Here is a 22,161-nt window from a genome sequence, read left to right as displayed (position 1 = left end):
TATTTTCCTCTTTATTTTTTGGATATTTTTTTTACTTTCTTAACTCTTTTTTTCTTTTCTAAAATAAAATTAGGAATTGTCATTTTTATTTTTAAATTATCTTGTTGATAAATTTTCCATAACAAAATTGAAATAATAATTGAAAAGACAGCAAGAACAATAATTTCAACACTAAACACAATTCACTCGCCAGTATTAGAAATAGCACCCCCAAATAAGGATGATTTATAATATGATATATGAAAATCAGGATATTTTTCTTTAAGTTTATAAAGCATATCATTAGCAACAGCAATTAAATTATTAGTATTAGTTTGTGAATATGTAAAAAGAAATAAACCAGCAAAAAGAATTGGCAGAAAAAAAGTATAAAATAAAATTATTGAACCACGAGATAAATAAGATATCCTTTTAATAAGAACAAAAGATACACTTCAAATAATTATTAAAAATGTTAAACCTAAAATTGGCACAAACTGCACAACAAAAACAGTTGGTAAATTAGGATAATAATAAATTGGTGCTAAAATTTCAATCAAAAAAGTTTCACGAATAATTTCTTGTGGTTGTCCAGGGATTTCAAGAATATTTCTAGGATTATTATGACCATAAGGAAATTTTGATAACAAATCATAAAGATTTACTAAATCTTTATTAAGAAAATTAGCAATAATTAAAATAACTTCAATTAAAATAAATATTGAAATTAAAAAAATTGAAATTCGCAAAACATTTCAAATTGTTGGTTGTTTAAAAGAAACCCAAGTTTTTCGAAACCAATTTTGACCAAATAATAAAATTTTTTCCCGTTTATTAAAAACAAAAGCCGGTTTCACTAAATGACTAGCATAACTAGTATAATCAAAAGCAACAATTAAAGAAACTAATGTTGCTTGAATAAGAAAAACTCATCAAATACCAACTTCACTAATTCAATCATTAGTATTTCCTTTTAAATTAATTAACTTTTGATAAAATTCTTTAAAAAGAAAATTTTTAAATCACTCAATAGCTTCAGAATGAATTTTTTTACCAGATAACGCCACTAAAAATTCATGAAATTCTTCACTCGCAAAATGATAAAGATTGGGAATAATGATAATATCTTTAGCTTCCTTAACTTTTACTAGCGAATTTAAAGTTGCTTCATTAGTTCATTGATATTTATATTGCCCCACAGCTAATAATCCAAAACCAACAATTGTTATAATTCAAAAAATTAATAAAACAACTACTAATGCCCTTGTTGTTTTTCACTTTTTATTTAAAAAAAATGCTCCCCCTAAAATAATAAAAATTCCTAAAAATACTAATGAAGTTCCCGTAATTGTATAGGCAAGTTGTGCATTCATACTAGAAATTATTTTAAAATCATAAAAATCAGATAAATATTGCAAAAGGATTTTAGTATTTTCCAAAGAAAAATTATAGGTCTTTTGAAAATATTGTAAGTAATATTCTTCTCTTGTAAAAACATTAAGATCATTAGTAAAAGTTGTAACTAATGAATCATTAACCAAAACAATAAGAAAAGCAATTCCCGGTGCTAACAAAAGAATTAAAAAAAGTGATATTAACAATGGTTTTGTTGCTTTACCCTTCATTTCATTTCACCCAATTCTTTATTTTCTAATGTCATTATTTTACTATAAAATTATTTATTATTCATTGTAAATAAAAAGCATTCTTCATCGACCACTAATATCTTTAATAAATTCATATTCACTAGTTGCAAAATATTCCTTTACTAATACTTCTAAAGCCGCTTTTTGTGAATAACCAAATTCAAAGGCTAATAAATATTTATTGTTCATTATTGTTTTTACTTGTTTAAAAATTAATTTATAGAAAAATAAACCATTATCAGTAGCAAATAATGCTAAATGCGGTTCATAGTCTTTAACCATATTTTCAATCTGTTCATCAATTCCAATATAAGGGGGATTACATACTAAAATATCAAACTTATCATCATTATTAACAAAGGACGCTAACAAATTACTATTAACAAATTTAATATTTTGACAATTAAGATTTAGCGCATTAGCTTTTGCAACTTTTAAAGCTTCACTACTAATATCACTAGCAACAACAAAAACTTTTGCTTCTTCTAACGCTAAACTAATAGCAATCGCACCACTACCCGTAGCAACATCAAGTACTTTAATTTGCTTTACATCTTGAAAATAGTCATCAACATAATACAAAAGATTTTCTACTAATTCTTGCGTTTCAGTACGCGGAATAAAAACATTGGGGTTAACAATAAAATCACGCCCCAAAAAAGTTTGATAACCTAAAATATATGCCAACGGTTTTCCCTGTAAATTAACATTAATTAAAGCATAAAAGTCTTCTTCACTAACTTTACTTTCAATATCTAAATTGGCATATAATTCTTGCAAGGAATAGTTTGCTAAATGAGCTAATAATCATTTACAATGGTGACTACGACAATCAACATATAATTTTTCACCCTTTTGTAATAACTGATGATAGGTCATAACTAATCTTCCATTCCCATTTTTCTTTTTTGTTCATCATCAATTAAAGCATTAATAATCTCATTAAGTTCACCCAGCATAATTCGATCAAGTTTATTTAATGTCAAATTAATCCGATGGTCACTAACACGATTTTGAGGATAATTATATGTTCGAATTTTTTCTGCTCGCACACCACTACCAACAGCACTTTTTCGTAATGTTCCCATTTCACTTTGCTGAGCTTCAAGTTTAGCTTCATAAATTTTAGCAAGTAACACTTTTAAAGCCTTATCCTTATTATCATGTTGACTGCGACCATCTTGTGAAGTTGCCACAATTCCAGTTGGTAAATGAGTAATGCGTACTGCTGAATCAGTAGTATTAACATGTTGCCCCCCAGCACCAGAAGCCCGATAAGTATCAATTTTTAATTCTGACGGTTTAACATCAACATCTAAAGCACTAGCTTCGGGTAAGACAACAACCGTAGCTGTAGAAGTATGAACTCTTCCTTGTGATTCAGTTTTAGGAATTCTTTGCACGCGATGACTACCAGCTTCAAATTTCATTTTTGCATAGACTTTTTCACCTTTAATCAAAAATGAAATTTGCGAAAAACCACCAGAATTTGATATTCGTGCATCCAAAAGTTCTGTTTTTCAATTTTGTGATTCACAATATCGTAAATACATCCGATATAAATCACCAGCAAAAATATTAGCTTCATCACCACCAGCAGCACCACGAATTTCAATAATAACATTTTTATCATCATTAGGGTTTGCTGGCAATAATGCAACTGTTAACTGCTGTTCAACAAATAATAATGATTCTTCATTACCTTTTAATTCTTCTTTTGCTAAATTTAACAAATCAGCATCTTTTTCATTTTGAAAAATATTTTTAATTTCTTGAAGATTGCTTTCAATACTAAGATATTTCATATATAGCAATACTGTATCATTAAGTTTAGCTCTTTCTTTAGATAACTTAGTTAATAATTCAATATTATTATTAATATCGGATTGACTTAGTAAACTATTAATTTCATTATAACGATGTTTCATTGTTTCCAATCGTTCTCGGGTTTTGACATTCATTTTTATTCTCCTTAATATTAGTTTGTGGATAATCATTAACAATATGACAATGACGACAACGCGCCTCATAAAATTCATTAGCACCAATTAAAACAATCGGGTCATGATAACTAGCAGGAAATCCATTAATTATTCTTTGCGTTCTTGTTGCCGGCGAATGACATTTTACACATATTGCTTCTAATTTAGTAACAAATTCAGCTCGCGTTAATAGTTCTGGCATACATTTAAAAGGTTCACCACGAAAATCTTTATCTAAACCAGCAACAATAATCCTCTTTCCCTGATCTGCTAATTGTTCTAAAACTATTAAAATATCACTTGTAAAAAACTGAATTTCATCAATCGCAATAACCTCGGTATCATCATCTAAAAATTCAATTAATTGTTGCGCATTACAAATTCTTATTGCTTTAATTTTTCTATTATTATGACTAACAATTTCTTCTTCTTCATAACGATTATCAATTAATGGTTTAAAAATTTGAATTTTTTTATTAGCAAATGATAACATATTTATTCGGCGGATTAATTCCTCAGTTTTACCAGCAAACATACAACCACTAATTACTTCAATTCATCCGTCTTTATAACGCACATACATTATTTCCCCTCACTTTGATTAATATTTTTTGCTAACAAATTTAAATCATTTAATAAGGCATCAACAGTATGTCAAGAATTAGTTTTTACACCAGCTGCACGATGATGACCACCGCCACCATATTTTGCTGCTAAATCATTAATTTTCAAACCAGTACTCCGAATACTAATTTTAATAAACTCATCATTTTCATCTTGACTACAAAATGCTCATATATGTATTCCCAAAATCCTCCCTAAGAGATTAACTAAATTATTAGCTTTTTCTTTAGTAATTAAAAATTCTTTCAAAATATCTGGTGTTAACTTTAAAAAAGCAACGCCATTGTCAGTAACCGTAAAATTACTCAAAGCAAACGCTTGAAATTTTATAATATTCATTGGCCGTTGATACAAATTATTATAAAGTTGTTCAATATTAAAACCCGTTGTCATTAAAAAATTTGCTAATAAAAAAGTTTCTGGTCGCAAATTACCATAAAGAAACCTTCCCGTATCAGTTACCATTCCATGAAATAGTGCTTTAGCAGCCTCCTTTGTAACTTGCAAGTTATTATCTAAAGCTAACTTTGCTACCATTTCACTTGCTGATGGTGCCACATCATCAATTCACTCTAAATCAGCATATTGTTCATAAAATGGATGATGATCAATTTTAATCTTATATTTTCCTTTTTCTCATCCACTGCCATCAATTCGCTCGGCATTAGCACAATCACCAATAATTACTAAAGCATCACGATAGTCTTCTTCCTTAACATCATCACAGATACCAATATAACTCAAGTCTAATAAACTAACACCCCCAGTTAAAACTCTAATATGAGGCAAATTAGTAACAATTAAATGTTTTAAACCAAATTGGACACCATACGCATCACCATCAGGACTAATATGGCGCAAAATTATTACCGTGGAATATTCTTTTATCTTATCTCAGATTTGTTTTGTCATTTTTTATTATTCTCCTCTATCATCTCTTAATTAATTGATCGGTTTTACTATCAAACAAATAAATACCCCCTGACAAAATATCAAATTTAATTTCTTCTTTTAAAAATTTTTTATTATTTGATGGTGGAGTTATTACTTTAATAATTTTATTATCATTTAAAATTACATCAAGTAATCAATCACCTTTACGCATTTTTTTTAACTTAATAACTCATCCATAAAGGGGTTGCTTATTAATAACTTTTATTTTATGTTTGTAAAAATCAGGAACAATTTTTTCTGGTAAAATACCAACATTAAAACTAAAATTTTTATTTTCCATATAAAGTGTCTTTAAACTGACAATATTAATATTATCAATTAATAATCACGATTCAGTATAATTAAAGTACGCAAACCAATTTAAATGTGGGGAACTAATCGCCTGTAAAACATCCTTATTAAAAGGTTGAGCAATAATATTTTCTTTTGTATCTTGCTGAACAATATCACCATTTTGTAAAATAATAACTTTTTGGGCAACATCAATAACACGATAACCATATTTACTAATAATAAGAATCGTTAAATTATAATGCTTTTGAAGTTTTTCAATTAAATAACCAAACTCATTTTTATACTGTTTAGATTGTTTAACTAAAGTATCATCAATAATAAGTAATCGTTTTTGTTGAATAAGAGCAATAGCAATTTGCAACTTAATGCGATCTCAACCCGTAAATTGTCAAATAAAACTAAACTTTAAGCCTTTTAGCTCAATATCATCAATAATATTCTTTACTTGTAATCAAGCTTGCTGACGAACCCTAATAACTGCTCTACTAGCAGTATGAACTTCATTTTTAAACTTTTTTACACTAATTTTATCAAAACCATTTAAAAGCAATTGATGATAAATATAGGTTTCATTCATAATTTTTCCTTGAAGCATTTTAATTTCTGAAACTAAAATTTCACTAATAATTTGCCCTTGTTGAAAATAAAATTCATTGCGGTATTCTCTTGTTGCCTGTTTTCACTGCTTAAATTTATTACTTTTTTTTAAACGAATAAAATCAGCATTTTTATGTTGATACTCAATGCTTTTAACTAACTTTCAAAAATTTTTCGCATATGCTTTCGTATCAATTTCCGCTTGTAAAATATTTTTTCTTAACTCAGTAATTTCCCCATCTAAAGTTTCTAAAAACTCATTAGCAACAAATGTTACTTCTTTCATCTTAAATGAACGCTTATTTTCCTTATGTCCTTGATGACAATGACAACTTTTTTCCATTCTTGTTAAAATAAAAATTTTATCTCATAAAGCTTGTAAAAAAGTTAACCGACTATTTAAAATTGTTAATTTTTCCGCTTCTACAACTCAACTTTGAAATCTTTGCATTAAAATTGAAGTATTATTAGCATTAACATCATTCATAATTTGTTTAATTGCTGTTTGATGAAATTTGTTAATAAACTCATAATATTTATTAATCCGTGTTTCTTCAAGAATCCGACTATTTTTAAGAAAATTCTCATTAAAATCTCGTAATTGGTCTTTATATTTTTTCTTATCAAGATTAATACCATTATCAATTAAATCATTTAAATGATGTTTAGTATCACGATAATCTTGTTTAGCTTGCAAATAAAAATTTTTATTTTTTAAATATAAACTAGTTAATTTTCAAGGAATTGAAAAAATTGAAAAAAGAAATTTTTGTGGAAAAATTAATGCTAATGGGCGTTTTTTTGGTAATTGTGTTGTAATATTTTCTTCATTAAAAATTATTTGCCCAGTTTCTAAATTCTTGCCATCTTTAAAAGCTTTAAATAAAGCATTTTTTTCTTCATAAGAATTAGTAAGTAAAACACAAACATCATTATTAGAAATATTAAAGGAAATATTTTTTAAAATAACAATATCTTTTTGTTTAACAACAATATCCTTAAGTTCTAATATCACAAAATCACCTATTTCTTAGTCTCATTACATTATACGACAAACTAAAAATAATACGAAAAAACTCACTATAATTTGTTTTAGTGAGTTTTAAACTATTTGTTTAAAGAATCTTTCAAGTCTTCTAATGATATCTCTTTTAACTTATCACTTTTTTTACTTGCATTTTTAACGATTGGTTTTTGATTTTTAGCATTTGCAATTTGTTGCTTTAAAATTTCTTGTTGTTTTGCTTGTTGCTTAGCAAACTTTTCTACTTGGCCATCAGCACGCATTGATTGTTGTTGACCAGTATAAAAAGGATGACATTTTGAACAAGCATCTACTCTAATTTCTTTTCCCTTAGTTGAACCAACAGTAAAGACATTAGAACATGTTATACAAGTAATTTCTGCTTCATAATAGTTAATAGCATTCTCTTGATCTTTTTTATTCATTATTCCACCTCTAAAATATTTTCACTATAAAATAATAACATATATTATGTTAATTACAAAATCAGCGTTTTTAATGGTCGCGTTTAGTTTTCTTAGGTATTTTTTAAAAAAGAAAAAATAGTCATTTACTATAAATTATTTCAATATGCAAATTAAGTATATATTTCTTATGTATGATTTTTGTTGTAAAAAATTATTTTAATGTTGTTTTTATAAGCATTTTACTTAGTTTTTATAACCTTTTATTAAGAATATGTTTGTTAATATTAAATATTTTGTTTTATTAATTATTTTTCAAGTAAAAAGGTAATAAATTTTTAGTTGCTTTTCTTTCAAAATTATTCAAATCTTTACCCACCTAACAAAACTTTATGCGCCCTTTTTAATCGGTCGCGTTTAGTTTTCTTAGGTATTTTTTAAAAAAGAAAAAATAGTCATTTACTATAAATTATTTCAATATGCAAATTAAGTATATATTTCTTATGTATGATTTTTGTTGTAAAAAATTATTTTAATGTTGTTTTTATAAGCATTTTACTTAGTTTTTATAACCTTTTATTAAGAATATGTTTGTTAATATTAAATATTTTGTTTTATTAATTATTTTTCAAGTAAAAAGGTAATAAATTTTTAGTTGCTTTTCTTTCAAAATTATTCAAATCTTTACCCACCTAACAAAACTTTATGCGCCCTTTTTAATCTATCTTGTTGCCAACAACATTATCGCTTACGCAAGCAATTTTGTTCCAATAATCTCATAATACTTATTAGGTAAGTATTCCAAGAAAAACTCATTGAGTATTGTTCAGCGAACCGATAATTGATCGCTTGGCATACTAATCGGTTGTAACAACCATTGACTAAATAACTCTGCAAACTGTTCTTTTAAACTAACAAACTTACCATAGTTACTATCAACAAATAATTTTGATACTAAAGCACTAATTTTTGCTTCTGAATTAGAAAAATATATTTTGCCATTTATATCAATAAATTTAATCTTACTTGGAAGATACCCCAATTTACTAGCAATAAAACGAACAAATTCTTGGGATGCAGAAATTTTTGTTTTTTTTAATTTTCACCCCTTTTTATATCACGCTTGATTTTTATTAGTAGATTTTTGTAATCCATTTTTAAATCATTTATCTAAACGAACTTCATCACTAGCATTAGTTTTATCTGGTAAAATATTACTATTTAACTGCTCAGGAAAAAAATTTAACAAGTTTTCTAACGCATGACCATACTCATGAATAATCCCAGTAGTAACATTACTAGTAGAAAATTGACCATTAAAATATTGGGATTTAATATGGTCTTTATCAACAATACTTGGTCGCAAAGCAATAAACTGATAACCATATTGTCAATCTAAAACCGTAACCCCTAAGGTATTTTCTGAATCAGTCTGTAAATCAAAACTATTAGTAACCAAAAGGGCAACTAATAACTTAGCAACATTTTTTTTACCATAATATTTACTTAAATAATTATACATCGCTAACAAATACTTTGAATCATTACCAATTTTTTGTTCCAATAGTTTCAAATCAAGCATTGGTTTTTGTCCATCTCTTAAGTCAGTATTTTCAAGATTTTTTACTAAATCATCATAACTTGAATAATAATCTCTTAACAATAATGAACTTTGTTCATACTTATTATATTGCTCTGTACTTTTATTAGAAACTTTTAAAATCTCATTATAACAAGATTGTAACGCTTTTCTTTCAGCAATATTGTTTTTCTTTCTATTAATAGTTGCTAAATATTTCATATATTTTGAATCACCATCAGATGATGGTGATTCAAAATCTAAATTCCAACGATGAAAAATATCTTCTAAGTTTAACCCTTCACTTTTAAGATTAACATTCTTACCCTCAAAAGCACAATTATAATTAATTAACGAATCATTATCATTAGATAATTGATAATCATAAAAATTAAAAGCGTTACACCCTACTAACAAAAACAATATGATAATAATATTAACAACTAATGGTGTTTTTTTAATCATTGTTATCCTCCCTAATTATCACTTATTTTAATTACTTTATTTTATCATTTTTTATCATAAAATCTATAAAATTTAATGTTTTATCCACTCAAGAAGTATTAAAATTAATATCATGACTAGTCAATAATACTGTCCCAGAATAATTGGTTATTGCTTCTAATAATGAATCCTTAGCTAAATCATCTAAATGATTAGTTGGTTCATCCAAAATTAACAAACTACAAGGAATTAAAGATAAAACTGCTAACAGAACTTTAGTTTGTTCTCCCCCTGATAATTTATTAAGGGTTTGCATCGCTAACTCGCGCTTAATTCCAAAACTAGCTAATATTTTCCTAATTTCACCATCATCTATTTCCGGATTTAATGATTTTAAATATTGTATTGGCGATAATTCAGGAAAATTATAAAACTGCTTAAAATAACCAATCGTAACATTATCACCAATCGTAATTATCCCTGATATTGGTTTAATATTACCAGTTAAAGTTTCTAGCAATGTTGTTTTTCCAATCCCATTATAACCTTGCACCAATCATTTTTCACCTTCTTTAATCGTAAATGATAATGAATTAATTAACGGTTTAGTATAACCAATCGTTAAATCTTTTACTTTAAGAGTAACCGATGTTAAACTTCGGCGATACTTAAAATTAAAGTTTGGTTTACTAATTTTTTGTGGTTTAGCAATAATTTCCATTTTTTCCAATTGTTTTTTTCGTGATTGGGCACTTTTTGCTGTTGACTTTCTAGCAATATTTTTATTAACATAAGTTTGTAACTTATCAATTTTCTTTTGTTGTCCTTGATATTCCATTAAATACTGTCGTTGATTTAATTGTTTAAGTTCTAAATAATGATCAAAATTACCAACATAACGAACTAAATTAAAATTTTCAATTGCATAAATAATATGAGCAACTTTATTAACAAATGCTTGGTCATGTGATATTAATAAAAATGCATACGGATATGTTTGTAAGAAACTTGCTAACCAATTAACTTGTTGGGTATCTAAAAAGTTAGTTGGCTCGTCTAATAACAAAAAGTCATTTTTTGATAATAATAATTTTGCTAAAAGAATCTTACTTTTTTGGCCACCACTTAAACTAGATAATTTTTGTGCTAATGATGATTTATCAATTGCTAAACCGATAACTAAATTATTAATTTCTTTTTCAACATTATAAAAATCACTATTATCAAGTTCAGTTTGCAGTTTTAAAGCTTTATTTAAAATTTTTTCTTCATAATTCAATGATAATTGATGATATAATTCATTAATCATTTGTTCCTTTAAAAATAAATCTTTATATGCTGTTTTTAAATAGTCTAATGCTGAAATATTATTATCAACCAATTGATGTTGATCTAAATATCCCATTTTAACATAAGGAAAAAAAATTAAATCAATTTTATCAGCACTAACTTTACCAGAAATAATATTTAATAATGTTGTTTTGCCACTACCATTAGGTCCAATCAAAGCAATATGCTCACCAACATTAATTTTCATTGTTGCTTTTTGATATAACGATTTACTACCCGTACTATGATTTAATTCTTTAATAAATAAAATACTCATTGCTTCTTTCACCTCAAATAATAAGTTAATGATAACTTGTTTTAAAAATTTTTTATATTTCATAAAAAATAATTAAGTTAATAATAACTTAATTTAAAAACGGGCGCATAAAGTTTTGTTAGGTGGATAAAGATTTGAATAATTTTGAAAGAAAAGCAACTAAAAATTTATTACCTTTTTACTTGAAAAATAATTAATAAAACAAAATATTTAATATTAACAAACATATTCTTAATAAAAGGTTATAAAAACTAAGTAAAATGCTTATAAAAACAACATTAAAATAATTTTTTACAACAAAAATCATACATAAGAAATATATACTTAATTTGCATATTGAAATAATTTATAGTAAATGACTATTTTTTCTTTTTTAAAAAATACCTAAGAAAACTAAACGCGACCATTAATAATTTTTCATTGTGTAAAAATTCAATAATATGATAAAATGATAATGAATAAAAATGACAATAACAAGAAAGGTAGGGTTAGTTTAGTAATTAAATAGTATAATTAGCTGATTGTTTTACTTCTTCAAAGCAATACCTAAGAAAACTAAACGCGACCTTTATCCAATCTTAATATTTAATGCAATTGTTGTGTGATATAATTACAAATATAAAAAAATTATTAGAGCGCGAAAAAAAGCATCTAATAAAGTAGAATTAGTTTCTAGTGTGAGGTAGAGATAATATGATTAGAAAAGAAAAATGGCTTTATTTAATTGCTAATGTAATATTAATATGAAACCTTGTATATTTTATTATTGCTAATTACCTAAGTAGTGAAGTTGTTCTTTGAAGTGATGTTTTTAAAGATTCTTTACTATTGTCTTCAACAAAAATTCTTTTGTTACCATTATTATCGCTACTTATTAGTTTAATAAGTATTGCTGTTGCTTTATTTTTAAATTTTAAAAATTATAAAACTAAGCAAAGTAAATATCTTATTGCTTGAATTTTTTTATTATCATTATCAATGGCAATATCTTTAATGTTATCTTTTTATTCGCAAATATCATTAGCAATATATATGGATGGTGGTAACAGTGGCTTAAGTATTTCGTGGTTAAATAGTCGTTCAATTTGAATTATCGGCGGAGTAGTAATCGTTGCTAAAATTGTTGCTATTGTTGAGTTTGCAATGAATTATAATTCATTATTAAAATATAACTTGCTATTAGAAAATAGTTTTGAGGATGGAACAGCGTTTAATTTAAATTCTAATTTACAAAATATGAAATATAATAATAAAGAACCAAAAACGGAATATATCCCTAATATTAATAATGTTTATGCTGGTTATGTAAATCCTAGTTATAATGGTAGTTTAAGTGCCACAATGAATATTAAAAGCGATGATATTAATGACTTTTATGCTAAAGAAAATTTATTACAGGATAATAATATTAAACCATTAATAAAAGAAAATGAAGAATTTAATAGCTTGGGAGTTGTAAATCCGTTACCAAATATTACACCAGCAACAATGGGATTTACACAGCAAATTAAAAATGAATATGAAAAGGATTTTGTTTTGGTTCAGGAATTGCATCGTATTAATATGGCACAAAGTAATGCTCGTGTTGCGAAGTTAATTAGTATTTTTTATAATCGTTATGACCGTGGTTTGGATCTTGATGTTGATCGGGTAATGCTCTTAATCTATCGGGTAGCGTTAGAACACGAACCGCTTTTTGGATATTTAAAAGATGCTATTTTATATAAACTAGATAGCAAATTTATTTCTGATTTAGCTCGTAAATGATTTAATTCTTATGCTAATAAGGTAAATAATTTTTATAGTACTAGTCGTTCTGCTTTTAAGAAAAGTCTTAATGAAGGAATAACTATTATGGATAATGATATTGAAAAGTATTTGCAAGAATCGGTACCGAGATAGTTTTATTAGTTTATGCAAATATTATCATTAGAACAAAAAAATCTTGTTATTCATAATTTATTAAACGAGCAAGTTGGTATTGTTCCTACCGATACCGTATATGGTTTAGTGGGAATTTATTCTTCGCAATTTGTCGCTAAAAGAATCTCGCATTTAAAATTAAGAGATAAAAATAAACCATTGGCAGCTATTGTTAGTGATATTGCAATGGCAAAAGATATTGGGGTTATTACTTCGCAAGTTGAACAGTTATATGAATCGTATCCTCGGGGGAAAATAACAATTATTGTTAAACAAAAAGTGAATGTCACAGAAACGATAGCGATTAGAATTATCAATTATCGCTGGTTACAAGATATTGTTTATCAAACAGGACCACTATTTGCCACTAGTGCTAATATTCATAATGAAAATCCAATTATAACTGTTAATGAGAATAAACTTGAAGTTGATTTTATTGTTGATGGGGGTATTATTGACCAAAAGGCTTCAACAATTATTGATGCTACAGGTAGTGAGATTGTTATTATTCGTTCATAAGTTATATTAGGCGTTATTGTATTAATATTTTTTATATATTAATTTAATTAATAATATATAAAAACTCTTTATTTTATTGAAGTTATTCAATAATTTTTTTATAAAATGGTGTATAATTTAATAAAATAAAAGGAAAATAATGGTTTATTTCTTGAATTTAAGTAAATGGATATTAAGGGGTGAAAAGCAATGACATTAATGATTATGGGAGCAATAATGATATTTTTATCTACGCTTTTAGGGGTATTTTTATTAGTGTTATCAATGCCAATTATTTTTAATTTTATTACTAATGAAATTTGGTTAGAAAAATTATTTTTAAGATTTGGTAAAGAAAATTTTTCTTTTGCATTAATTAAATTAAAAAATGATTTAATGAGTAATCTTGTAATTTATGTATTTTTTCTAATTTTAATTACCCTATTTTTTGTTTTAGTAACAATAGTAATATCACAAATTCGTCATCGTAAAAATCATAAAGTGGCAATTAGACTATTTTATACAAATTTTGCTTTAACGGGAATTATTTTTACTATTTTGGTTTTAATGATTATTTTTACGGGAATATGATGATTTTCATTTATTTTAGCAGTTTTAGCAATGGGGTTATTTTTTTTACAAAATTCCTTCTTATCATTAATTAAAAATTCTATTAATCATAAAGAATACCAAATTGGTAATATTATTACTGCGGGTGATGGAAAAATTAGTAATGAAAATTATTTAGATATTAATAACGAAATTGTAAATATTAGAAAAAATAATATTCAAGCACAACAATCATTGTCTTTAGTAAAAGAACAGTTACAGTCAGAGTTTTTAAATGATAAAGACTATGAAACTAATGAAATTGATAACAATAAGTTGGTGGTAAAGTCAAAAGCATCCTTACCAGATATTTTAAATCCAATGTTGTTAAAAGAGAATAAAGATGATGGTGATGCGATTCGTAAAATAATTGCAGAACCGATTTATCAAAAAGATTCAAAAAATAATGTGATATCATCAGATGAACAAAAGGAAGCTGATGATAAGAAGCAAGTGGATATTAATAATGAATATTTACAAGTTAAGCAACCGGAGGAGTGTTCATATGTTGCTCCAAGTGAATTGGAGGATGACGATGGTAAACAACCATTGATGAGTAATAGTTCACAAACTGGTAGTAGGAAAGATGATTTTGTGAAGCAGTCATTTGCTAATGGGTATTATCAAGGACAGCAATATTCACAAGTTCAGGAACAAATAGTGCCATTAGGTGAACAAAAGGAAGCTGATGGTAAAAACCAAGTGGATATTAATAATGAATATTTACAAGTTAAGCAACCGGAGGAGTGTTCATATGTTGCTCCAAGTGAATTGGAGGATGACGATGGTAAACAACCATTGATGAGTAATAGTTCACAAACTGGTAGTAGGGAAGATGATTTTGTGAAGCAGTCATTTGCTAATGGGTATTATCAAGAACAGCAATATTCACAAGTTCAGGAACAAATAGTGGCATTAGGTGAACAAAAGGAAGCTGATGGTAAAAACCAAGTGGATATTAATAATGAATATTTACAAGTTAAGCAACCGGAGGAGTGTTCATATGTTGCTCCAAGTGAATTGGAGGATGACGATGGTAAACAACCATTGATGAGTAATAGTTCACAAACTGGTAGTAGGGAAGATGATTTTGTGAAGCAGTCATTTGCTAATGGGTATTATCAAGAACAGCAATATTCACAAGTTCAGGAACAAATAGTGGCATTAGGTGAACAAAAGGAAGCTGATGATACAGACATTGAGCCTAATAAAATTTATTGTCATTCATCGATGACAGGAAAAACTGTTGAAATTGTTCCACAAAAGACAAGAAAATTTTTATTTGCTAATCTTCCAGGAAAACCAGATGAGTTAGAAAGTCCGGTGTATGAATATAATCCGATTGAAGAACAAGATAAGAAACCAAAACAGGACAAAAAGAAGAATCACGAAAGTCGTTCTTATGGAATTTTTGACCAAACAATGCAGCGCCGAGCTAATCCAGTAGGAATACAAGAAGCAGTTTCCTATCCACAAGGATATGTGCAAGCAAGATATCAAACAAAATCTAATTATTATGAACAACCAACATTAAATATTAATTTACCGAATCAAGAAACATATAATAAATCTGTTGTTAATCAACAATTTGATGTAGCAGCAATTGCAGAGCATTATCATTCGCAATATCCAAATTATATATTTACTAATGATAGTTGTCCTATTTGTTATCAAGGCGGTTAGTTATTCTAAAATCTAGAACTTATATATAATTAAGTTCTAGATTTTATTTTGGGGCGCATAAAGTTTTGTTAGGTGGGTAAAGATTTGAATAATTTTGAAAGAAAAGCAACTAAAAATTTATTACCTTTTTACTTGAAAAATAATTAATAAAACAAAATATTTAATATTAACAAACATATTCTTAATAAAAGGTTATAAAAACTAAGTAAAATGCTTATAAAAACAACATTAAAATAATTTTTTACAACAAAAATCATACATAAGAAATATATACTTAATTTGCATATTGAAATAATTTATAGTAAATGACTATTTTTTCTTTTTTAAAAAATACCTAAGAAAACTAAACGCGACCTTATTTTGGGGATATGTTGCATTTTTATAATAAATTAGTTATTATTATAAAGGACTTTATTTAGATACGCACGGTATCGTGTGTATAAAATAATAACACTATGAAAGAATGAAAGGAGTATTAATTATGCCAACAATTAATCAATTGATTCACAAGCCAAGAAAAGGAAAGACTCGTAAGTCAAGGTCAGCGTTATTAGGAGTAGGATATAACTCATTAAGAAGAAAGCAAACTACTGGTTCTTCTCCCCAAAAAAGAGCAGTATGTAAACTTGTGAAAACAAAAACGCCAAAGAAACCTAACTCAGCTTTAAGAAAGATTACTCGTGTGCGACTGAGTAATGGTTTAGAAATAACAGCATATATTCCTGGTGAAGGACATAACTTGCAGGAGCATTCAGTGGTACTTATTCAAGGCGGAAGAACGAAGGATTTACCAGGAGTGCGCTATCGAGTTATTCGTGGTGTTTTAGATGCGGCTGGTGTTGAAGGGCGAAAACAAGGTCGTTCAATTTATGGAACAAAGAAACCTAAAAAGTAATAGTTTAAGAAAGGAGTTATTATATGCGTAAAAGAAGAGCAGAAAAACGAGATGTTTTACCAGATCCAATATATAATTCAAAGTTGGTTACGAGAGCAATTAATAAAATTATGGTTGATGGTAAAAGAGGAATTGCCCAAACAATTCTTTATCAAGCTTTTGATATTATTAAAGAAAAAACAAATGATGATCCATCGGATATTTTTAATAAAGCATTAAATAATGTTTCACCACAATTGGAGTTGAAAGTAAGAAGAATTGGTGGTGCTAATTATCAAGTACCTATTGAGGTATATGAAGAGCGAAAAATGACATTGAGTCTTAGATGATTAATTAATTATTCACATAGTCGTAATGGAAAATGTATGGAAGAAAAGTTAGCAGCAGAAATTATTGATGCATCAAATGGTACAGGTGGCGCTGTTAAGAAAAAAGAGGAAACCGAAAGACAGGCAGAAGCGAACAAAGCCTTTGCTAATTACCGTTGATAATTTAAGAGGAGTAGATAGAGAATGCCAAGAGAATATAGTTTAGAAAAAACTCGCAATATGGGTGTTATAGCACATATTGATGCTGGTAAGACTACGGTTACTGAGAGAATTTTGGTACATACTAAAAGAATTCGTAAAGCTAGAGAAACCCATGATGGTGGTTCACAAATGGATTGAATGGCTCAAGAACAAGAACGCGGCATTACGATTACTTCAGCAGCAACAACAGCGGTTTGAAGAGAATTCAGACTTAATCTTATTGATACGCCAGGGCATGTTGATTTTACTGTTGAAGTAGAGCGGTCATTACGAGTATTAGATGGTTCAGTTGTGGTTTTAGATGCCCAGTCAGGTGTGGAACCACAAACAGAAACAGTTTGAAGGCAAGCAAATACTTACAAGGTACCAAGAATTGTGTTTATTAATAAAATGGATAAAATTGGTGCTGACTTCTTATATTCTATTAATACAATTTATGACCGTTTACAAGGTAATGCTCATCCAATTCAATTGCCAATTGGTAGTGAAGATAATTTTGATGGTATTATTGATTTGATTGAAATGAAAGCATATCATTATAATCAAAATGATATTCATGAAACAGTAGAGGAAATTCCGATCCCTAATGAATTACAAGAGTTAGTTAAAGAAAAGCGCAGTAGTTTAATTGAAACACTTGCTAAACTTGATGATGAATTAGCGATGCAATATTTAGAAGGCGAAGCGATTGGTGTTGAACAAATTAAACAAGCGATTCGTAATGCTACTTTAACAGCTGAATTCTTTCCTGTTGTTTGTGGATCAGCGTTTAAAAATAAAGGGGTTAAGTTGTTATTAGATGCGGTTGTTGATTATTTACCATCGCCATTAGATATCCCAGCCATTAAAGGGGTGCTTCGTAATGGTGAAGAAGCAGAAAGAAAAGCATCTGATGATGAACCTTTTGCTGCCTTAGCATTTAAAATTATGACTGACCCTTATGTCGGAAAGTTAACTTTCTTTCGTGTTTATTCAGGGGTATTAAACTCAGGTTCTTATATCTTGAATGCTACTAAAGATAAACAACAACGCATTGGAAGATTATTAAAAATGCATGCTAATAATCGTGAAGAAATTCAAGAAGTATATGCTGGTGATATTGCAGCGGCTGTTGGTTTGAAAGATACAACAACTGGTGATACTTTGTGTGATGAGAAGCATGCGATTGTTTTAGAATCAATGATTTTTCCAGAACCAGTTATTTCTTTAGCATTAGAACCAAAAACTAAAGCTGATCAAGATAAAATGAGTTTAGCGCTATCAAAACTTGCTGAAGAGGATCCAACATTTAAAACATGAACTGATAATGAAACTGGACAAACAATTGTTGCGGGAATGGGTGAATTACATCTAGATATTATTGTTGATCGCATGAAACGAGAATTTAAAGTTGAAGTAAATGTTGGAAATCCACAAGTATCATATCGTGAAACTATTAAAGCTTCATCTGATTGTGAAGGTAAATATATTAAACAATCAGGTGGTCGTGGACAATATGGGCATGTATGAATTAAATTTGAACCTAATCCAGATAAAGGATTTGAATTTGTTGATAAGATTGTTGGCGGTAGAGTTCCCCGCGAATATATTAGTTCTGTTAAAGCGGGACTAGAAGCTAGTTTATCTGGTGGTGTTTTAGCGGGATATCCATTAATTAATATTAAAGCAACATTATTTGATGGGTCATATCATGATGTTGATTCATCAGAGATGGCATTTAAGATTGCGGCTTCAATGGCTTTAAAAGAAATTAAGAAGCATTCGCAACCAGTATTGTTAGAACCAATTATGACTGTTGAAGTTGTAGCACCAGAAGTATATTATGGTGATGTGATCGGAAATCTTTCTTCAAGAAGAGGTCAGATTGAAGGCAGTGAGCAAAGAGGTAATGTTCAAGTTATTAAAGCTAAAGTACCGTTAGCAGAAATGTTTGGGTACGCAACTGATTTGAGGTCCTTTACACAAGGAAGAGCAAGTTATACAATGCAGTTTTCTCACTATCAAGAAACACCAAAATCGGTTAGTGAAAAAATTGTTGCCCAAAATTCAAAACAAGGATAATAATTTTGTTGTTAACAACTTGAATTTTAAGATAAATTTAAGATAAAATATAAATATCTTTTTTAAAAAGTAGTAATAAAAATGAAAGGAAGAAATGAAATGGCAAAAGAAGCATTTTCAAGAAGTAAACCGCATGTTAATATTGGAACAATTGGTCATGTTGACCATGGTAAAACAACTTTAACAGCAGCGATTACTTCGGTATTAGCAAAGCAAGGTGGAGCAAAAGCAAGAAAATATGATGAAATTGATGCTGCACCAGAAGAAAAAGCAAGAGGTATTACAATTAATATTGCCCATGTTGATTATGAAACTGAAGCAAGACATTATGGACATATTGATGCTCCTGGGCATGCTGATTATGTAAAAAATATGATTACGGGTGCAAAACAGATGGATGGAGCAATTTTAGTTGTTGCTGCAACTGATGGCGCAATGCCCCAAACTAATGAGCATGTTTTATTGGCTAAAAATGTGGGAATTAAAAAATTAGTTGTTTATTTAAATAAAGTTGATTTACTTGATGATCCTGATATGTTAATCTTAGCAGAAGAAGATATTAGAGAATTATTAACTAAACATGGCTTTGATGGTGGCAATACACCAATTATTGAAGGTTCAGCATTAAAAGCATTAAATGGTGATCCCGAACAAGAAGCAAAAATTCTTGAATTAATGAAAGCTGTTGATGAATATATTCCAACGCCAGAGCGAGATTTAGATAAGCCATTTATGATGTCAGTTGGAAGTGTTGTGAGTGTTCCAGGTCGTGGAACAGTTGCTACTGGTCTTGTTGATCGGGGAATATTAAAACCTGGTGAAGCGGTAGAAATTGTTGGGTTTGGTGATAAGGTAATTAAAAGTATTGCTACAAGTATTGAAACTGGTCACAAAACGCTAGATGAAGCTAGAGCTGGTGATAATGTTGGAATCTTATTACGAGGTGTTGAAAAAGATGCCGTACGAAGAGGACAAGTTTTATGTAAACCAGGAACAGTTACGCCTCATAGTAAATTTCAAGCAGAAATTTACTTATTGACAAAAGCTGAAGGTGGTCGTCATACGGCAACTAAAAGTAATTATCAACCACAATTTTACTTACATTCTTCAGATGTAACAGGAACAGTTACCTTACCTGCTGGTGTTGACTTTGTAATGCCTGGTGATAATACTGAAATAACTGTTGAGTTAAATACTAAAGTTGCTTTAGAAGAAGGAACACAATTTGCTATTCGTGAAGGTGGTAAAACCGTAGCTTCAGGAATAATTAATAAGATTTTAGAATAAAAATTTTAAAAAATAAACTAAAATAAAAAGCAAAGAAAAAGTTATCTATTTAAAATAGATAACTTTTTAATTTTACAAATTATTACTATTTAACTCTACTTAAAAGTTCAACTAGTGTTTTAACCATAACCCCACTACCACGAGAATCGCTATCAGCTGTTCCCGCAATATCTAAGTGAATGAAAGGTTTTTCTTCAACAAATTCTTGTAAGAAAGCAGCCGCTTGTGAAGAACCCATATCCCGAATTTTTCCAATATTTGCTAAGTCAGCTATTTGTGAGCATTGCATTTCTTCAATATTTTCTTTGTATATCGGCATTCTTCAAATGCGTTCTTTGCTTAAATCACTTGCTTGTTCAAATTGGTGGTAAAAATCATTGTTATTACTAAATACACCTGTAGCATGTTTTCCTAGCGATACTACGATTGCTCCGGTTAGAGTAGCAACATCAATAATTTTAGTAGCGTTGTTATTTCTAATGGCATAAGTAATTCCGTCAGCTAAAACTAAGCGTCCTTCAGCATCAGTATTTAAGATTTCAACGGTTTTACCGTTCATTGCAGTTGCCACAGCTTCAACTAAGGTGGCGTGACCTCCAATGCGATTTTCAGTTAAACAGGCAACAGCAACAACATTAATTGTGGGTTTAATTTTAGCAATGGCTAATAATGTTGAACAAACAATTGCTGCTCCCGACATATCAAATTTCATATTAATCATTGAAGCTGCTGGTTTTAATGAATAACCACCAGAATCAAAGGTAATTCCTTTGCCCACTAAACCAATTTTTTCTTTGCTATTAGGATTTCCTATGTATTCAATTATCACAACTCGGGGGTCGTTGTGGCTACCATTAGCAACAGCTAGTAAAAGACCCATTTTATTTTCAATAATTGCTTTTTTATCTAAAATAGTAATTTTAACATTATCAATGTCTTCAAAAACTTTTTGAATATCTTGAGCAAAGATTTCTGGGTACATTAAGTTTGGCGGTGTATCTTGTAAGTTTCTTGTTAAATTAACACTATCTAGTTTAATTTGAGCAGTGTTAAAAATTTCGGTGCTATCACTAATATTAGTAATTAGATGATAGTTTGCTTTTTCTTGCTTTTTTTCTTGTTTATAAGATATTACTTGATGTTGGGTATATAAAATGGCTTCACTAATGGCTTGTAATGCCAATTGTTCATTAAAATCATCAGTTGTAAAACTAGCAACATCAATATTTAATTCCCGAGTGTTGGTACTGCTAAATTTTTTCATTCATTGCTGTAATTTACAAAATGTCATTTTCTTTTCTTTAAAGTAAACGAAAAGGATTTTTTCTGAGTCGATTAAGGTTGTATTTCCTTCAGATTTTTCAACGGTGTCCTTAATTGCTGCGCCTTCAAAAATCGCTTTTAAAGTTACAATGTTTTGTTGTGATTCTTTTGTTAAGTTAATCATATTTTTCCTCCTAATAATAAAATTATATAAATTATAACATTTTTGATTGCACAAATGCCGTAATATATTGATATAATCATAAAATAGATTAATAA

Annotated in this window: 17 protein-coding genes and 1 pseudogene; 8 read left to right on the top strand and 10 right to left on the bottom strand. The window is 28.2% G+C overall.

The window, feature by feature from the left end; translation table 4 throughout:
* Positions 1-11: 11 nt before the first annotated feature.
* From AAHF53_RS04680 to rpmE, 7 genes and pseudogenes are all read right to left on the bottom strand, one after another.
* Positions 12-1,604: a hypothetical protein gene (locus AAHF53_RS04680; RefSeq protein ID WP_342189646.1), complete on the bottom strand. Its 1,593-nt coding sequence runs from the start codon at positions 1,602-1,604 to the stop codon at positions 12-14.
* Positions 1,605-1,661: 57 nt separating this feature from the next.
* The gene (prmC, locus tag AAHF53_RS04675; RefSeq protein WP_342189645.1) at positions 1,662-2,504 is read right to left on the bottom strand and encodes a peptide chain release factor N(5)-glutamine methyltransferase; all 843 of its coding nucleotides are present in this window, start codon (positions 2,502-2,504) and stop codon (positions 1,662-1,664) included.
* Positions 2,505-2,506: 2 nt separating this feature from the next.
* Entirely contained in the window at positions 2,507-3,586 is a 1,080-nt protein-coding gene (prfA, locus tag AAHF53_RS04670; RefSeq protein WP_338967721.1) for a peptide chain release factor 1, read from the bottom strand.
* A complete protein-coding gene (locus AAHF53_RS04665; RefSeq protein WP_338967720.1) occupies positions 3,537-4,190 on the bottom strand; it encodes a thymidine kinase in 654 nt (217 codons plus the stop codon). Before AAHF53_RS04665 ends, prfA begins: the two co-directional genes overlap by 50 nt.
* A complete protein-coding gene (locus tag AAHF53_RS04660; RefSeq protein ID WP_338967718.1) occupies positions 4,190-5,143 on the bottom strand; it encodes a bifunctional oligoribonuclease/PAP phosphatase NrnA in 954 nt (317 codons plus the stop codon). The genes AAHF53_RS04665 and AAHF53_RS04660 overlap by 1 nt, the downstream gene beginning before the upstream one ends.
* A 16-nt stretch (positions 5,144-5,159) precedes the next feature.
* Positions 5,160-7,091: a hypothetical protein gene (locus AAHF53_RS04655; RefSeq protein ID WP_342189644.1), complete on the bottom strand. Its 1,932-nt coding sequence runs from the start codon at positions 7,089-7,091 to the stop codon at positions 5,160-5,162.
* A 221-nt stretch (positions 7,092-7,312) separates the two neighbouring features.
* A pseudogene (rpmE, locus tag AAHF53_RS05670) lies at positions 7,313-7,525 on the bottom strand (50S ribosomal protein L31); the annotation flags it as partial.
* Positions 7,526-8,159: 634 nt separating this feature from the next.
* Here rpmE and AAHF53_RS04645 point away from each other — a divergent pair.
* The gene (locus AAHF53_RS04645) at positions 8,160-8,300 is read left to right on the top strand and encodes a hypothetical protein (protein ID WP_342189643.1); all 141 of its coding nucleotides are present in this window, start codon (positions 8,160-8,162) and stop codon (positions 8,298-8,300) included.
* Here AAHF53_RS04645 and AAHF53_RS04640 read toward each other — a convergent pair.
* Positions 8,253-9,548, bottom strand: a complete 1,296-nt coding sequence (locus AAHF53_RS04640) for a hypothetical protein (protein WP_342189642.1) — start codon at positions 9,546-9,548, stop codon at positions 8,253-8,255. The genes AAHF53_RS04645 and AAHF53_RS04640 overlap by 48 nt on opposite strands.
* Before the next feature lie 31 nt (positions 9,549-9,579).
* On the bottom strand, positions 9,580-11,133 hold the full coding sequence (locus AAHF53_RS04635) for an ABC-F family ATP-binding cassette domain-containing protein (RefSeq protein ID WP_342189641.1): 1,554 nt from the start codon (positions 11,131-11,133) through the stop codon (positions 9,580-9,582).
* A 693-nt stretch (positions 11,134-11,826) separates the two neighbouring features.
* On the opposite strand from AAHF53_RS04635, the gene AAHF53_RS04630 reads away from it, so the two are divergent.
* The 7 genes from AAHF53_RS04630 to tuf all read left to right on the top strand — a co-directional run bounded on the left by AAHF53_RS04630 (position 11,827) and on the right by tuf (position 20,619).
* Complete coding sequence (locus AAHF53_RS04630; RefSeq protein ID WP_342189640.1) at positions 11,827-13,035, top strand: hypothetical protein; 1,209 nt, start codon at positions 11,827-11,829, stop codon at positions 13,033-13,035.
* Positions 13,036-13,047: 12 nt separating this feature from the next.
* Positions 13,048-13,575 carry an L-threonylcarbamoyladenylate synthase gene (locus tag AAHF53_RS04625; RefSeq protein ID WP_342189639.1) on the top strand — a complete coding sequence of 176 codons (528 nt, stop codon included), beginning with the start codon at positions 13,048-13,050 and terminating at the stop codon, positions 13,573-13,575.
* Between the two features lie 189 nt (positions 13,576-13,764).
* Entirely contained in the window at positions 13,765-15,846 is a 2,082-nt protein-coding gene (locus tag AAHF53_RS04620) for a hypothetical protein (RefSeq protein WP_342189638.1), read from the top strand.
* Positions 15,847-16,327: 481 nt separating this feature from the next.
* The gene (gene rpsL / locus AAHF53_RS04615) at positions 16,328-16,741 is read left to right on the top strand and encodes a 30S ribosomal protein S12 (protein WP_342189637.1); all 414 of its coding nucleotides are present in this window, start codon (positions 16,328-16,330) and stop codon (positions 16,739-16,741) included.
* A 23-nt stretch (positions 16,742-16,764) separates the two neighbouring features.
* Entirely contained in the window at positions 16,765-17,232 is a 468-nt protein-coding gene (gene rpsG, locus AAHF53_RS04610; RefSeq protein WP_338967738.1) for a 30S ribosomal protein S7, read from the top strand.
* Between the two features lie 21 nt (positions 17,233-17,253).
* Positions 17,254-19,332, top strand: a complete 2,079-nt coding sequence (gene fusA / locus AAHF53_RS04605; protein ID WP_342189636.1) for an elongation factor G — start codon at positions 17,254-17,256, stop codon at positions 19,330-19,332.
* Between the two features lie 99 nt (positions 19,333-19,431).
* The gene (tuf, locus tag AAHF53_RS04600; RefSeq protein WP_338969016.1) at positions 19,432-20,619 is read left to right on the top strand and encodes an elongation factor Tu; all 1,188 of its coding nucleotides are present in this window, start codon (positions 19,432-19,434) and stop codon (positions 20,617-20,619) included.
* Positions 20,620-20,704: 85 nt separating this feature from the next.
* On the opposite strand, the gene AAHF53_RS04595 is transcribed toward tuf, so the two are convergent.
* Complete coding sequence (locus tag AAHF53_RS04595) at positions 20,705-22,066, bottom strand: M17 family metallopeptidase (RefSeq protein WP_342189635.1); 1,362 nt, start codon at positions 22,064-22,066, stop codon at positions 20,705-20,707.
* Positions 22,067-22,161: the final 95 nt, after the last annotated feature.

The sequence above is a fragment of the Spiroplasma endosymbiont of Dilophus febrilis genome, assembly GCF_964030685.1.
Lineage (GTDB): Bacteria > Bacillota_I > Bacilli_A > Mycoplasmatales > Nriv7 > Nriv7.
Note: the sequence above shows the minus strand (reverse complement) of the source record. Positions and strands in the feature narration are given on the sequence as shown.